The sequence below is a fragment of the Blautia sp. 1033sp1_1033st1_G9_1033SCRN_220408 genome (genome assembly GCF_040929965.1).
GTDB lineage: Bacteria > Bacillota > Clostridia > Lachnospirales > Lachnospiraceae > Blautia_A > Blautia_A ammoniilytica.
This window is the reverse complement of the sequence record NZ_JBFKZO010000014.1, coordinates 52289-67140: the sequence shown is the minus strand read 5'-3', so window position 1 is coordinate 67140 and position 14852 is coordinate 52289. Positions and strand designations below refer to the sequence as shown.

At 42.7% G+C, this 14852-nt stretch carries 13 protein-coding genes; 10 read left to right on the top strand and 3 right to left on the bottom strand.

Annotation, left to right across the window (positions count from 1 at the left end; translation table 11 throughout):
- Positions 1 to 116: 116 nt before the first annotated feature.
- Both AB5916_RS11260 and AB5916_RS11255 read left to right on the top strand, forming a co-directional pair.
- Complete coding sequence (locus tag AB5916_RS11260; protein ID WP_368190878.1) at positions 117 to 3248, top strand: DUF5107 domain-containing protein; 3132 nt, start codon at positions 117 to 119, stop codon at positions 3246 to 3248.
- Between the two features lie 39 nt (positions 3249 to 3287).
- Positions 3288 to 3416, top strand: coding sequence for a hypothetical protein (locus tag AB5916_RS11255; RefSeq protein ID WP_368190876.1), 129 nt, complete (start codon positions 3288 to 3290; stop codon positions 3414 to 3416).
- Between the two features lie 263 nt (positions 3417 to 3679).
- On the opposite strand, the gene AB5916_RS11250 is transcribed toward AB5916_RS11255, so the two are convergent.
- Positions 3680 to 3895: a DUF378 domain-containing protein gene (locus AB5916_RS11250; protein ID WP_158421296.1), complete on the bottom strand. Its 216-nt coding sequence runs from the start codon at positions 3893 to 3895 to the stop codon at positions 3680 to 3682.
- Between the two features lie 99 nt (positions 3896 to 3994).
- Here AB5916_RS11250 and AB5916_RS11245 point away from each other — a divergent pair, with 99 nt between their 5' ends.
- A complete protein-coding gene (locus tag AB5916_RS11245) occupies positions 3995 to 4567 on the top strand; it encodes a M48 family metallopeptidase (protein WP_368190874.1) in 573 nt (190 codons plus the stop codon).
- A gap of 234 nt (positions 4568 to 4801) precedes the next feature.
- Here AB5916_RS11245 and AB5916_RS11240 read toward each other — a convergent pair whose 3' ends face one another.
- Positions 4802 to 6103 carry a DUF5067 domain-containing protein gene (locus tag AB5916_RS11240; RefSeq protein ID WP_368190872.1) on the bottom strand — a complete coding sequence of 434 codons (1302 nt, stop codon included), beginning with the start codon at positions 6101 to 6103 and terminating at the stop codon, positions 4802 to 4804.
- A gap of 450 nt (positions 6104 to 6553) precedes the next feature.
- On the opposite strand from AB5916_RS11240, the gene AB5916_RS11235 reads away from it, so the two are divergent.
- The 6 genes from AB5916_RS11235 (at position 6554) to AB5916_RS11210 (ending at position 13239) form a co-directional block, all read left to right on the top strand.
- Positions 6554 to 7483 carry an alpha/beta fold hydrolase gene (locus AB5916_RS11235; protein WP_368190871.1) on the top strand — a complete coding sequence of 310 codons (930 nt, stop codon included), beginning with the start codon at positions 6554 to 6556 and terminating at the stop codon, positions 7481 to 7483.
- Between the two features lie 67 nt (positions 7484 to 7550).
- A complete protein-coding gene (locus AB5916_RS11230; protein ID WP_368190868.1) occupies positions 7551 to 7730 on the top strand; it encodes a hypothetical protein in 180 nt (59 codons plus the stop codon).
- Positions 7731 to 7774: 44 nt separating this feature from the next.
- On the top strand, positions 7775 to 9307 hold the full coding sequence (malQ, locus tag AB5916_RS11225) for a 4-alpha-glucanotransferase (RefSeq protein ID WP_368190905.1): 1533 nt from the start codon (positions 7775 to 7777) through the stop codon (positions 9305 to 9307).
- A gap of 6 nt (positions 9308 to 9313) precedes the next feature.
- Entirely contained in the window at positions 9314 to 11047 is a 1734-nt protein-coding gene (locus AB5916_RS11220) for an ABC transporter ATP-binding protein (protein WP_368190867.1), read from the top strand.
- Complete coding sequence (locus AB5916_RS11215) at positions 11047 to 12789, top strand: ABC transporter ATP-binding protein (protein WP_158421301.1); 1743 nt, start codon at positions 11047 to 11049, stop codon at positions 12787 to 12789. The genes AB5916_RS11220 and AB5916_RS11215 overlap by 1 nt, the downstream gene beginning before the upstream one ends.
- A gap of 18 nt (positions 12790 to 12807) precedes the next feature.
- Positions 12808 to 13239 (top strand): hypothetical protein, encoded by a 432-nt coding sequence (locus tag AB5916_RS11210; protein WP_191868057.1) that lies wholly within the window; start codon positions 12808 to 12810, stop codon positions 13237 to 13239.
- A gap of 123 nt (positions 13240 to 13362) precedes the next feature.
- Here the strand turns inward: AB5916_RS11210 and AB5916_RS11205 are convergent, their stop codons facing one another.
- Complete coding sequence (locus AB5916_RS11205) at positions 13363 to 13848, bottom strand: VanZ family protein (RefSeq protein WP_368190864.1); 486 nt, start codon at positions 13846 to 13848, stop codon at positions 13363 to 13365.
- Between the two features lie 146 nt (positions 13849 to 13994).
- Between AB5916_RS11205 and thyA the strand changes: the two genes are divergently transcribed.
- Complete coding sequence (thyA, locus tag AB5916_RS11200) at positions 13995 to 14843, top strand: thymidylate synthase (protein WP_368190862.1); 849 nt, start codon at positions 13995 to 13997, stop codon at positions 14841 to 14843.
- The last annotated feature ends 9 nt before the right edge of the window (positions 14844 to 14852 follow it).

Sequence of the window (14852 nt, the reverse complement as noted above, 5' to 3'; positions counted from 1 at the left end):
ACAGGAAGATCCTTTTTATTAATGAATATGTATTATGCATTATTGGTACATTGCGAATTTGTGTTATGTCAGTAGTTATAAAAGAAACGAAGTATAGCAAAGATAAGGAGGTTCCTATGGAAACAGTAAAAATCTGGGAGGAAGATGTGCTCATTCCTACTTATGAAATTGGTGTGGCAGAGAAGAATCCTATTTTTTCAGAAAAACGAGTTTATCAGGGTAGTTCAGGGAGAGTGTACCCGTATCCAGTAATTGAAACAATAGAAGATGAAAAACATGATAAGATCTGGAAAGCGTTATATCTGGAAAATCAATATTTGAAGGTAATGGTGTTGCCACAGCTGGGAGGAAGAATTCAGCGGGCCTATGATAAGACCAATAATTATGATTTTGTATATTATAATCATGTGATTAAACCAGCACTGGTTGGCCTGACAGGACCATGGATTTCCGGAGGAATTGAGTTTAATTGGCCGCAGCATCACCGTCCAACGACGTATCTGCCGGTAGATTATACCATGACAGAACACGAGGATGGCAGCAAGACCGTGATGGTCAACGATGTGGATCAAATGTATGGAACTAAAGGTATCACATCCTTTACTTTATATCCGGACAAAGCATATATTGAGATTCGCGGACAGCTTTACAACCGTACACCAATGGCGCAAACTTTCCTGTGGTGGGCGAACCCGGCAGTACCTGTAAACGACTATACACAATCTGTTTTTCCACCAGATGTACATGCTGTTATGGATCATGGAAAACGTGATGTATCTAAATTTCCAATCGCTACGGGTGTATATTATAAACATGACTACAGTGCAGGTGTGGATATTTCCAGATATAAAAATATTCCGGTTCCTACATCTTACATGGCAGAGAAATCTAACTTTGATTTCGTAGGAGGATATGATTACAGAGAAGAAGCAGGAATTCTTCATGTAGCAGACCATCATATTTCTCCTGGTAAGAAACAGTGGACATGGGGATGCGGTGATTTTGGAAAAGCCTGGGATCGCAATCTTACAGATGAAGATGGTCCGTATATTGAGTTGATGACCGGTGTTTACACAGACAACCAGCCAGATTTTTCCTGGTTAAAACCATTTGAAGAAAAGACATTTAAGCAGTACTTTATGCCATACAAGAAAGTGGGTTATGTAAAGAACGCCACTATTGATGCAATGATAAACATGGAAATTGAAAACGATGAAATATCTTTGTGTGTTTATGCAACAGGAGTGGAAAAGAATGCAAGAATAGTTCTGGAGAAGAAGGGTGAAGAGGTATTCGAGGAAATCGCAGATATTTCTCCTGTAGCTGTATATGAGAAGAAACTCAGCCTTCCAGTAGAAAATAAGACAGACATTACTGTCCGTGTGTTCAATGCAGATGGCAGAGAACTTGTAGAATTTACTCCACTGGAAGAAAAGATTGCAAAGATCCCTGAGCCTGCAAAAGCAGCAAAAGACCCGAAAGAAATCCAAACCTGCGAAGAACTGTATCTGACAGGACTGCACATCGAACAGTACCGCCACGCAACCTATCTCCCTGACGACTATTATCTGGAAGGTCTGAAACGTGATGAAGGAGATATCCGTCTAAATACTGCCTATGGCATGCTTCTGTTCCGCCGTGGCCTGCTGACAGAGAGTGAGAAGTATTTTCGCAAAGCCCTGGAGCGTATGACTTGGAAAAATCCCAACCCTTACAATAGTGAAGCTTATTATGGTCTTGGGCTGACATTATTCTATCAAAGACGTTATGATGAGGCTTACGATGCATTCTTCAAGGCTACTTGGTCCAATGAACAGCAGGAGATGTCTTTCTATTTCCTTGCTGCTATTTCAGCAAAAAAAGAAGACTTTTTGCAGGCATTGGAGTTTGTTGAAAAAGGACTGGTAAAGAATTGCCATAATGTTAAGGCACGTGGATTGAAGGCAACGATTCTAAGAAAGCTTGGAAAGATCGAAGAAGCAAAACAGTGGATCAAGGAAAACTTCAAGATAGATCCATTTGACTATATATCCGGTTATGAAGCAGTTCTTCTGACCGAAGGAGAAGAAAAAGCTATAAAAGAGCAGACATTGAAGATTCGGATGCGTAATTTTCCACAGAACTTTATTCGGGCAGCCATTGATTATAGAGAAAGCGGATGCTTTGAAGAAGCACTTGGTATTCTGAATCTGTGTGGTGCACAATGGCCAATGTTAGATTATTATAGAGCTGCTTGTCTGATGGATATGGGAAATACAGAAGCTGCAAAGAAAAAGGTGATTATCGCTGATAAAATAAATCCATTTTGCTGTTTTCCAAATAGTTTGGAAGATATTGCGGTACTGGAATTAGCAATAAAATTACAGCCACAGCTCCCAAAAGCGTATTATTACATCGGAAATATCTGGTATGACAAGCGTCAGTATGGAGAAGCACAGGATGCATGGGAGACTTCCGCAAAGCTGGATTGTACTTATCCGACAGTACTACGAAACTTGTCCCTGGTTTATTATAATCAGAGCAACATGCCGGAAAAAGCAAAAGAAGTATTGGAAAAAGCCTTTTTGCTGGATACTACAGATGCACGTATTTTCCTGGAACTGGATCAGTTATATAAGAAACTTGGTTATTCTGTGGAAAACAGGATTGCATTTTATGAAAAATATTCGGAAACGTTTGCGAAAAGAGATGATGTGTTTATTGAATATATTACGATGCAGAATTTTGCAGGTCATCATGAAAAGGCATATGAACTTTTGATGGGACGTAAATTCCATCCATGGGAAGGTGGGGAAGGAAAAGTTACAACTCAATATACCACTTCTTTGGTAGAACTGGCAAAAAAAGCGATCGCAAACGAAAATTATGATAGTGCAAAAGCACTTTTGGAAAAAGCAATTACTTATCCGGAAAATCTTGGAGAAGGTAAACTGGAAGGAACAAAAGATAATCATATTTATTATTATATGGGACTGGCGGAGAAGGCACTTGGTAATGTTGAAAAATCCAAAGAATTGTTTGATAAAGCCAGCACAGGTACTTCTGAACCGGCAGGTATGATGTTCTACAATGATCAGCCAGCAGACATGATAATGTTCCAAGGTATGGCTCTTTTGGAACTGGGAGAGAAGGCAGCATCGAACTCCAGGTTTTACAAATTGATTAGCTACGGTGAGGCACATATTTATGACAAAGTTAAAATGGATTACTTTGCAGTATCATATCCGGATCTGTTAATTTTTAAATAAGATTTTACCAAAAAAAACAAAGCTCATTGCTATTTCCTTATGGGTCTTGGAAATATGGGTCTTGGAAATACTAAGAAAGCAGTTGAGTGCCTGAAAGAAACATTGCAACTGGATCCACATCATCTGATGGCGAAGTTGTATTTGAAAAGTATAGAATCTGTTTGGTAATGTATAAATAAGCATTTGAGCAGGGTAGAAAACAGAGTAGTAGTTGAATTTCTGCCCTGTTCTTGTTATTATGAGCAAGTAGCGAAAGGAATTGCAGAATATCCGTTTGATTAGATTTGATAGTTATACTTTGAAACAAAGATTACTACAAGAAAAAACGCATCTGCAGGATTCAGTCTTTGAAAATCGGAATCCTGTAGATGCATTTTTGAATTGTATGGTAGATTTTATAAGTGATGCTCGACTTGAATCTATTACTTATTTCAACCTTCCTGGCCTTCTGTGGCAACCAAGCTGTAGAAGTTCAGCAGATACAGGCCGCAAAGGCCTACCAATGCATATACGATCCTGGAAAGCCAGGACATGCTTCCGAACAGCAATGCCACCAGGTTAATGTCAAAGAATCCGATCAATCCCCAGTTAATGGCACCGATCACTACTAAAGTCAGAGAAAAATATTGCATAAATTTATTACCCATAAATACCATCCTTTCTGTAACGAGGCAGGTTTACTCGTTCCTGCCCTCAGTATTCCCGGATCACGGGGAAACTATGTACAGAAATATACAGGAGGAAACGTGCTTACAGAAATATATATCCAAAATCAAAATGAAAAACTGAAGGTTCAGGTAGTACGTTCCGGTCGAAAGACCATTGGTTTGGAAGTGAAACAGACAGGCAATATATATGCGCGGATTCCCTACAGTCTGTCAGATCCTAAACTGGTTCACTTTGTAAAAGAACATGAAGAATGGATCTTAAAAAAATATGGGGAAACGAGAAATACAGATTCAGGGAAAAAAGTGCCGGCCCCGCCAGTTACCAGCCTGACAGCAGCAGACAAGAAAAATATTGTGGAAAAAATTGCAGAGAGAGTAGAATATTACTGCAGAATTATGAATGTACAGGTGGGAAAGGTCACCATCCGCAATCAGAAAACAAGATGGGGAAGCTGCAGCTCCAAAGGGAATGTGAATTTTAATTATCTGCTGTATTACCTGCCAGAAGAACTTCTGGATTATGTGGTAGTCCATGAACTGGCTCACAGGCGGTATATGAACCATTCCCAGCGATTTTGGGAGGAAGTGGAAAAATACTGCCCAGACTACAGAAATTGCAGAAAAAAGCTAAAAGAATATCATACAGAATAAAAAACTGTGACTTACCTGATTATTGCTCAAAATCAGATAAGCCACAGTTTTTTATCTCAGTCGAGAAGACTCCCACCTCTTTCAGGTGGTGAGTAACAGCAAGTTCGTCTCAGTGGGAGTCCAATCTCCGACTGAGATAAACGCTCCGCGAGGATGCGCAGTGATTCTGTAAAGAATATGTCAACTTACGTTGACCAGAATCACGCGCCAAGTCTCGCGGCTGCTCGACTTGAATTATTGCAACTTTAGAATCTGAGAAGTAGTAGCACCGCCGCCGAAGCTTAAACCTTCTCCGGCAACCAGAGTAACATCACTGGTATCATTCAAGGAAAAGGCCTGGCATACGTTGACCGTTTCACCAGGCTGGATCTCAGCCATATAATGGTCAAGGGCATCATCATTGGTATCCGGAATAGCAGCAGACAAAACAGTGTCATTCTGGTAAGCGCTAAGAGAAACATCAACCATTGCACTAGAAGGTACAGAACTCAGGTTTGTGTAATCATAGTAAACAAGCAGGCAGGGATTTCCTGCATAATCATTTGTTGTCTGATGTCTGGTATAACGGATCTGGAAATTAGTAGTTGTCATGTCAATAGAAGCTGTCTGGCTGCCATCGGTACCGGAAGCAGCAGGATCATCTGACGTATTTTGCGCTGAGCCGTCCAGAGTCTGGTTGATCTCATTTTCTATATTTTTAACATTGGCAGACATAAGCTTTACCGTTGCATCATCCAGGGAAACAATCTTCCAGGTATCATCCGTTTTGATCACCGGATAAAGAATATCTGTTTCGCTGTAAACCGGTGTTGTGGTTTTTACTTTTTCACAAAGAATGGAAGCCAGCTGAGTCTGAGCATCTTCCTGAGTGGGACTTTCACCGGAAAGAGCCTTAGAAGCAATCTGACGGAGAAACTCGATGACGGTTTCCTTATAAATCTCAGTGCCGTCAATATAATGGATCCGGGCAGTGATCCGGGCAGTACCGTTATTCAGGCTGAAATCATTACGGATGATCTTGAAGGTCATCTTCTCGTTAATGCTTTTGAAAAACTCCGTATAAGCTTCATTTCTCAGATCAGCATCATCCAGTGCAGAAAGATCATTGCTCTGCAGCATACCCTCCATTGCGGTAAAATCAAGCCTTTGAACAGCTGACAGATATTCCTCCACAGCCTCCTGAGGCTGAGTGCGCAGATACATATAATAACCGACAGCCCCGCCAGCTGCCAGAATCAGAACCAGCAAAAACAAAATCAGACCAGTACGCTTCTTTTTCTTGCGCTTTCGCCCTGACGAAACCGGCTCCTCAACCGTGACATCCTTATCCTCGGCGTCAGCTTCTTCAGTCTCATCTTCAACATCCGGGGTGTTATCATCATCCACAACCTCTGGGGTGTAATCGTCATCTTCAACCTCTGGGGTGCTCTCGTTATCTTCAATATCTGGGGTGTTCTCATTGTTTTCAATATCCGGGACGCTATTGTCCTCCTCAGTCATATCACCTAACTGCTCATCGTATTTATTATCGTCCATAATACCTCCTGATAAAATTTACACAGTCAACAAATCATACCACAGATACAGTAAAATAACCATTGGCAAACTGAACATTTGATACAGAGTAGTGTTCGGTATAAGCAGAAAAGCATATGGATTATATATCATGCGAGGCTTTCACAGATTTCGACCGGGCTAGCTTCTCTGTTATTTGCCGTGTCTGAACGCCGTAGGCGTGAGTTTGGCAAATGACAGAGATAATAAGCGCACGGGAGAAATCCGAAAACGAAGCCCTGATATATAAGACATATCTTTTCTGCATTATTATTTTATTATTACACACATCTCGATAACTAAACGAAACACTTGCCAATCGTTACTTTACTGTATCCCAGCCGCCCCCATTATACCAGAATCCGTTGACAATGGCAACGCAGCACCTTTATAATAATTAATATCTACACAAGGCGCAGAAAGGGGAAGAACATGAGCAAAAAATATGAAGGAAGCTTTTATTCCCAGGCAGACGGGCTGGAGATCTCGGTACTTGCTTTGATTCCGAATGCACACCCTTACAAAGGAATCCTGCAGCTGGTCCATGGCATGGCCGAACACAAAGAACGATATCTTCCATTTATGGAATACATGACACAGCAAGGCTTTTTGACGATCATCCATGATCACAGAGGCCATGGGAAAAGTGTGCGGAGAAAAGAGGACCTGGGGCATATGTATGGTGGCGGTGCAGATGCACTTTTGTTAGACATTCATACTGTGAACCAGGGACTAAGAGAAAGATTTCCGGATCTGCCCCTGATCCTGATGGGGCACAGTATGGGATCACTGGCAGTACGTGCTTACACAAGAGAGCATGATGATTGTATGGATATGCTGATCGTATGTGGCTCTCCAAGTAAAAATGCAGCCAGGCCATTAGGCACAGCCATAGCAAAAGCAGAGGGGAAGCTTTGTGGGATGGATCATAAAAGCAAGCTTTTAGAGACAATGTCCTTTGCTTCTTATTATGCAAAATTCCTGAAAGATGAGCAGTGTAAGGACTGGATCTGCTCAGACAAGAAAGTATGTGATGCTTATCACCAGTCAGACTACTGTGGTTTTACCTTTACAGATGATGGTTTTATTACTTTATTTGAACTAATGAAACGGGCTTACGATGTAAAACATTGGGAATGCAGAAAGCCTAAAATGCCAGTACTGTTTATCAGCGGAGGGGATGATCCTTGTATGGTCAATGTGCGTCATTTTGCAAAATCCGTGCAGGCTATGCGTCACGCCGGGTATCTGGATGTAAAAGGGAAAATATATCCGGGAATGCGTCATGAGATCCTTAATGAAAAAGGAAAAGAAAAAGTTTACCACGATATTTCCGTATATATCAAAAAGAAACTTTTTTAAAAATGAATAAAGAAACATCTGTTTGCAAATAATGAAGGTATAGAAACAATCCAAAAGGGGAAAACAGATGAAGAAAAAAGGATGGATCCTGCTTCTTGTGCTGGTATGTGTAGCTTTTCTGGTAAGCTGTGGTAAAAAAGCATCCAGTGATGATAGACAGGGCGAGCTGGTATGGTCACAGGCAGAGGATAGGTTTCCCTCTGCCTGCATTTGTCATGTTTTCCGGTTTCATGGATTTCTTACATAAAGCTAAAAATAGCAATATTGACCTGCAATCATGGGATTGTTATAATTAATCGGTATGTCAATTTTAATAAACAGGAGGAACAACAAATGAGAGCCAGTGGAGTATTACTTCCGATATCCAGCATTCCATCCGATTACGGGATCGGATGCTTTTCAAAAGAAGCTTATGAATTTGTAGACCAGATTACAAAAGGAGGACAGAAATACTGGCAGATCCTGCCGTTGGGACCTACCGGATATGGAGATTCCCCATATCAGGCCTTTTCCACATTTGCAGGAAATCCTTATTTTATAGATCTTGAAGCATTTATCTCTCTTGGACTTCTTACAGAAGAGGAATGCAGCAGCTGCGACTGGGGCGGAAGTGAAAGTTACGTAGATTATGAAAAGATGTACAATTCCCGTTTTCGTCTGCTGAGAAAAGCATACGAGAAATATAACTGTGAAGAAGACGCAGATTTCCAGGAATTTGTAAAGAAGCATAGCTTCTGGCTGGAGGACTACTGCCTTTATATGGCTATCAAAAATGAGCAGGACAATATTGGCTGGAATGAATGGCCAAAGGAGTTAAAGGTACGTGATCCGCAGGCCATGGATCAGGCAAAGGAGCGTCTGGCTGATGAGATCCAGTTCTACCGTTTCCAGCAGTACTGGTTTTACAAACAGTGGAGTGCACTGAAGACTTATGCCAACAAAAAGGGCGTGGAGATCATCGGAGATCTGCCAATCTATGTAGCCTTTGATGGGGCAGATGCATGGGCCAATCCATTGCTGTTCCAGTTTGATGAAGAGAATCAGCCGGTAGCGGTAGCTGGCTGTCCACCGGATGCTTTTTCCGCAACAGGTCAGTTGTGGGGAAATCCTCTTTATAACTGGGGTTATCATAAAGAGACAGGATATCAGTGGTGGATCCAGAGAATGAGCCATTGCATGGAAATTTATGATATGGTCAGGATCGATCATTTCCGTGGTTTTGATGAATATTATGCGATTCCATATGGTGATTCTACCGCAGAATTCGGAAAGTGGGAGCAGGGTCCAGGACTGGAACTGTTTAAAGTCCTTAGAAAAAATATCCGTCATTTGAATGTGATTGCAGAGGATCTGGGATACCTGACAGATACAGTTCTTCAGATGTTGAAGAAATCCGGTTTTCCCGGCATGAAGGTTTTACAATTTGCATTTGACAAAAGTGAGAATAGCGCTTATCTTACTTATAAGTATGATCATAATTGTGTGGTGTATACAGGTACTCATGATAATGAGACTACAAAGGGCTGGTACCGTGACTTAAGTCGTCATGATGCAGCTTTTGCCAGGGAATATACAGGATGCAAAGGGAAAAGTGCCGATGAGTGTGTATGGGGGATGATCCGTGAAGCCATGTCCTGTGTGGCAGATCTGGCGGTGATTCCGGTACAGGATTATCTTTGCCTGGGCAATGAAGCAAGGATGAATACTCCATCTACTTTAGGCAACAACTGGAAATGGAGACTGACAAAGGGTCAGTTTGACGAAGAGACCATCAAACGTATGCGCCGGATGACAAAAATTTATGGAAGAATCCAGGAGCAATAAAAAAGAATGAAAAAATTAATACGGTTTTTGAAAGGCTATGGGAAGGAAACTTTTCTGGCTCCTTTGTTTAAGATGCTGGAAGCTACTTTTGAACTGATCGTTCCGTTGGTGGTGGCCGGGATCATGGACATAGGGATCAAGAATAAAGATTCTGCCTATATTTGGCATCAGTGCGTGATCATGGTGTTGTTAGGCATGATCGGACTTGTGTGCGCACTTACAGCACAGTATTTTGCTGCAAAGGCAGCCACAGGTTTTAGTACGGCTCTTCGCAGGGAGATGTTTTCCCATATCAGCAGCCTTTCATACCGGGAACTTGACCGGCTTGGTACACCTACGCTTGTAACTAGGATCACCAGTGATATTAATCAGGCACAGACTGGTGTAAATATGGTTCTGCGTCTGTTCCTGCGCTCACCTTTTATTGTGGTGGGAGCAGTGATCATGTCCTTTACTATTAATGTAAGGATTGGGGTTATTTTTCTGATCGCAGTACCTGTGATCTCCATTGTGATCTACCTGATCATGAAATGGACGGTACCTATTTACAAAAAGGCACAGGCTTCCCTGGACCGGATTTCGCTGATCACCAGGGAGAATCATGTAGGTGCCAGGGTAGTTCGTGCTTTTGGACGACAGTATGAAGAAAACAAAGATTTTTCAGAAGTAAATGACCAGTATACAGCCATCCAGATCCGTGCAGGAAAGATTTCCGCACTTCTGAATCCGGCAACAACTGTGATCATGAATTTTGCGATTATTGCTATTTTGTGGTACGGTGGGATCGAAGTAGGAAACGGGATTATCAGTCAGGGTGAGGTAGTGGCTCTTGTAAATTACATGAACCAGATCCTGATCGCACTGATCGCGCTTGCCAATCTGATCGTTGCAGTGACAAAGGCCATGGCTTCTGCTGTACGTATTAATGAGGTGCTGGATACCCAGTCTACTCTTACTGATGAGGGCACCAGTGCACAGAAGGATAAGGCAGATACAGCAAGGGTTGAGTTTCGCAATGTGACCTTTACCTATGCCGGCAGTCAGGTACCGGCGTTAACAGGGATTTCCTTTACAGCAAAGCCTGGGGAGACCATAGGTATCATTGGCGGTACAGGCTGTGGAAAGTCTACCCTTGTGAATCTGATCCCCAGATTTTATGATGTAACACAGGGAGAGATCCTGATCGACGGTAGTTCTGTAAAGGCATATCCTTTTGCACAGCTTCGCACAAAGATAGGAATGGTTCCTCAGCATGCAGTGTTGTTTAAAGGCACCATCCGTGATAATATGAAATGGGGCAAAGCAGACGCAACAGACCAGCAGATCGATTTGGCTCTTTCCATTGCCCAGGCAAAGGATTTTGTAGATAGTAAGCTTGAAAAATTGGATACCATGATCAGCCAGGGTGGTGCCAACCTTTCCGGAGGCCAGAGACAGAGGCTGACGATTGCCCGTGCTCTTGTAGGAAAGCCTGAGATCCTGGTTATGGACGACAGTGCTTCTGCTCTTGACTTTGCCACAGATGCAGCCCTTCGTCATGCGATTCATGAGCAGACAAAGGGGATGACCGTATTTATTGTTTCACAGAGAGCAACATCCATCAAACAAGCTGACAAGATCCTGGTGCTGGATGACGGGGCATTGGCTGGTGTAGGAACACACAAAGAATTGATGGAATCCTGTCAGGTTTACCGCGAGATCTGTCTGTCACAGTTATCAGAACAGGAGGTGAACCGATAATGGGAAAGAACAAAGATACAATGAGAAGGGTGTTGAAGTTTATCAGTCCTTACAAAGGAAAGATCATCCTGATGCTTCTCATGGCTCTTTTTACAGTGGCTTTTACCCTGTATACACCTATTCTGATCGGTGAGGGAGTTGATACCATTATCGGGCCCGGGAATATCAAAACAAAAGCATTGCTCAGGATCCTTGGTACTTTGGCAATGGTTGTGCTTGGAACGGCTGTCACGCAATGGATCATGAACCTTCTTACAAACCAGGTAACCTATGGAGTGGTACAGGATATCCGCAGTCAGGCATTTTCCCATTTGCAGGAGGTGCCGGTTTCCTATATTGACAGCAACCAGCCTGGTGATATTTTAAGCAGGATCGTTGCAGATGTAAGTCAGTTTTCCGATGGTCTTCTTATGGGCTTTACCCAGTTTTTTACAGGTGTGATCACCATTTTAGGAACCATTGGTTTTATGATGTCTATCAGTGTGAAGATTTCTTTAATCGTTATTTTGCTTACACCGGTTTCTTTATTTGTTGCCAGCTTTATTGCAGGCAGGACCTTTCAGATGTTTAAAGAGCAGTCTGAGAAGCGGGCTGAGATGACTTCCCTTGTGGAAGAGCTTGTGGGGAACCAGAAGGTGGTACAGGCTTTTTCCTACGAGGAGCGTGCCAGGGAACGGTTTGGAAAAGTAAATGAAGAACTTCGTGTATGTGGGATCAAGGCTATTTTCTTTTCATCCATTACAAATCCATCTACCCGTTTTGTAAATGGCCTGGTATACACCAGCGTAGGGATTTTTGGAGCTTTTGTGGTTATGCGTGGCGGTATGAGTGTGGGACAGCTGACCAGCTTCCTGAATTATGCCAATCAGTACACAAAGCCTTTTAATGAGATTTCAGGTGTGGTGACAGAGCTGGAAAATGCTCTTGCCTGTGCAAAAAGGATTTTTGATTTTATTGATACACCGGCACAGGAGCCAGATGTGGCTGACGCTGTAGAATTGGAAAAAGCAGATGGAAGTGTAAATGTGGAGAATATTTCTTTTTCCTACCGAAAAGAAGTTCCGCTTCTTCAGAATATTTCCATTGATGTAAAGCCAGGACAGAGGATTGCCATTGTAGGACCTACCGGATGTGGAAAGACTACGATGATCAATCTTCTTATGAGATTCTATGATGTGGATAAAGGACAGATCGTAGTAAGCGGCCATCCTATAAGAGAACTTACCAGAGACAGCCTTCGCAGGAATTTTGGTATGGTACTTCAGGAGACCTGGTTAAAAGCAGGTACGATTCGTGAGAATATTGCATATGGTAAGCCGGATGCATCTATGGAGGAAGTGATCCAAGCTGCAAAGCATGCCCATGCCCATAGTTTTATTAAGCGTATGCCCCAGGGGTATGATACTGTGATCACAGAAGACGGTGGTAATATTTCTCAGGGACAGAAGCAGCTTCTGTGCATTGCCCGCGTCATGTTGATGCGTCCTACTATGCTGATCCTGGATGAGGCTACCTCATCTATCGATACACGTACAGAGATAAAGGTCCAGCAGGCTTTTGCAGAGCTGATGGAAGGAAGAACAAGTTTTATCGTTGCACACCGTCTGTCTACCATACAGGAAGCAGACAGGATCCTTGTAATGAAAGATGGGAACATCATTGAGCAGGGCAGACATGAAGAACTGCTTGCAAAGGGAGGATTCTATGCAGGTCTGTATGAAAGTCAGTTCGCTGTGTCATAAATAAAGGAGGATAAGGGATTGGAAGAACCAAGAAAAGAGGAAAACCAAAATACAGGCGAAGAAAACCAGAATCAAAGTGGTCTGCCTGTGCGAAGCTGTATGCTGATGTGTCTGGCAGGTATATACCTGCTTTATACAGGCTATAAGTTGTGTAAAAATGTCATTGATGGCGTAGATGGGGGTGCCTGGTACTTTATGGTTGCAGGTATTGCATTCCTGGTGATCGGGGCAGGTATGCTTTTCTACGGCGGTAAAAACGTGATCAAAGATGACAAAGAAAAGCGTGCAAAAGAAGCCGAAGAAAAGGCCCGTCTTGCAAAAGAAGCTGCTGCAGCAGGAAATGCCAAAAAATCCATTTCAGACAGAGCCAATCTGGTGAAAGATCTGAATGAAGAGGCAGAAACTGAAGCACAGCCAGAAGAGCAGGAACAGGAAAAGACTGAAGAATGACCGGAAGAACAAAGGCAGACATACTCTGCCCTGGATGCCATCTGGAATCCTGGAAGTAAAAAAGATGCTGTATCTTTACAGAACCTTTGGGGACTGTAAAGATACAGCATCTTTGCATTAGGGCTATGTTCTTTTTTGGGGATTGTGCAGGGTTGACCAGCAAAAAGCCTGCACCATCAGGATTCCAATCAATGCGCCTATGCTGTCGATCCCTACATCCCGCAGGGAAGGACCACGGTCAGCCACAAAGGATTGGTGGTATTCATCCAGGCCTGCAAAGCCTACGCATATAATGCCTGCCAGGATCACCAGCCAGATCCCACGCACACCGTAAACGTAAAGCGGGAAGGAGATGGCTACAGCAAGCAGGAAATATTCGGTCATATGACCTGCCTTACGTACATAAAAATGGATAGTATCTGCAGAAACAGCAAGCTCTGCACTGCTTTTGTTCTCATTCAGGAGCTGATTCTTTGTTTCAACGATCTTGTATGAAATCTTGTAGCTTAATTGCCCGGACACCTCCCCGGTCTGGGCGGAGAAAGAATAGATTACATACATCATCAGGATCGCCGGAAGAAAAGAAAGGGGCTTCAATAAAGTAATCATCAGCTTTTTCATGGCTATTAATATAACACCTGATAAATCAGATGTAAAGAATTATGTTGAACTGTACCGCCTTTTTTTATATAATGATGCCAGGCTTAAATGAATGATATGTGTGACATAAGCAGAGGATCTGGAGGTATATGAAGATGAGTTATGCAGATGAAGTGTTTATAAAGATGTGTCAGGATGTGATCCAGAATGGTACCAGCACAGAAGGGGAAAAGGTACGTCCTGTATGGGAAGACGGTACGTCCGCTTACACTATTAAACGATTTGGCGTAGTGAACCGGTACGATCTTCGCAGGGAATTCCCTGCACTGACCCTTCGTAAGACTGCACTGAAAAGTGCTATGGATGAAATCCTGTGGATCTGGCAGAAGAAATCTAATAATATTAAGGATCTTCACAGCCATATCTGGGACAGTTGGGCAGATGAGAACGGATCCATTGGCAAGGCTTATGGTTATCAGCTGGGTGTGAAGCACCAGTACAAAGAGGGGATGATGGATCAGGTAGATCGTGTACTGTATGATCTTAAGAATAATCCTTACAGCCGCAGGATCATGACCAATATTTATGTACACCAGGATCTTCATGAGATGAATCTATATCCATGCGCTTATTCCATGACCTTTAATGTGACCAAGGAGCCAGGCAAGGACAGGCTTACTCTGAATGCAGTGCTGAATCAGAGATCCCAGGATATTCTGGCTGCCAATAACTGGAATGTATGCCAGTATTCTATTTTGCTGATGATGATCGCTCAGGTATGTGATATGGAGGCAGGAGAACTGGTACATGTGATCGCTGACTGTCATATTTATGATCGTCATATTCCTGTAGTTAAGGAACTGATCGCCAGGACTCCATATCCGGCGCCTACAGTTAAACTGAATCCTGAGATCAAAGATTTTTATGATTTTACTACAGATGATCTGATCGTGGAGAATTATCAGACCTGGCCGCAGATCAAGAATATACCGATTGCCATATAATAATTATCA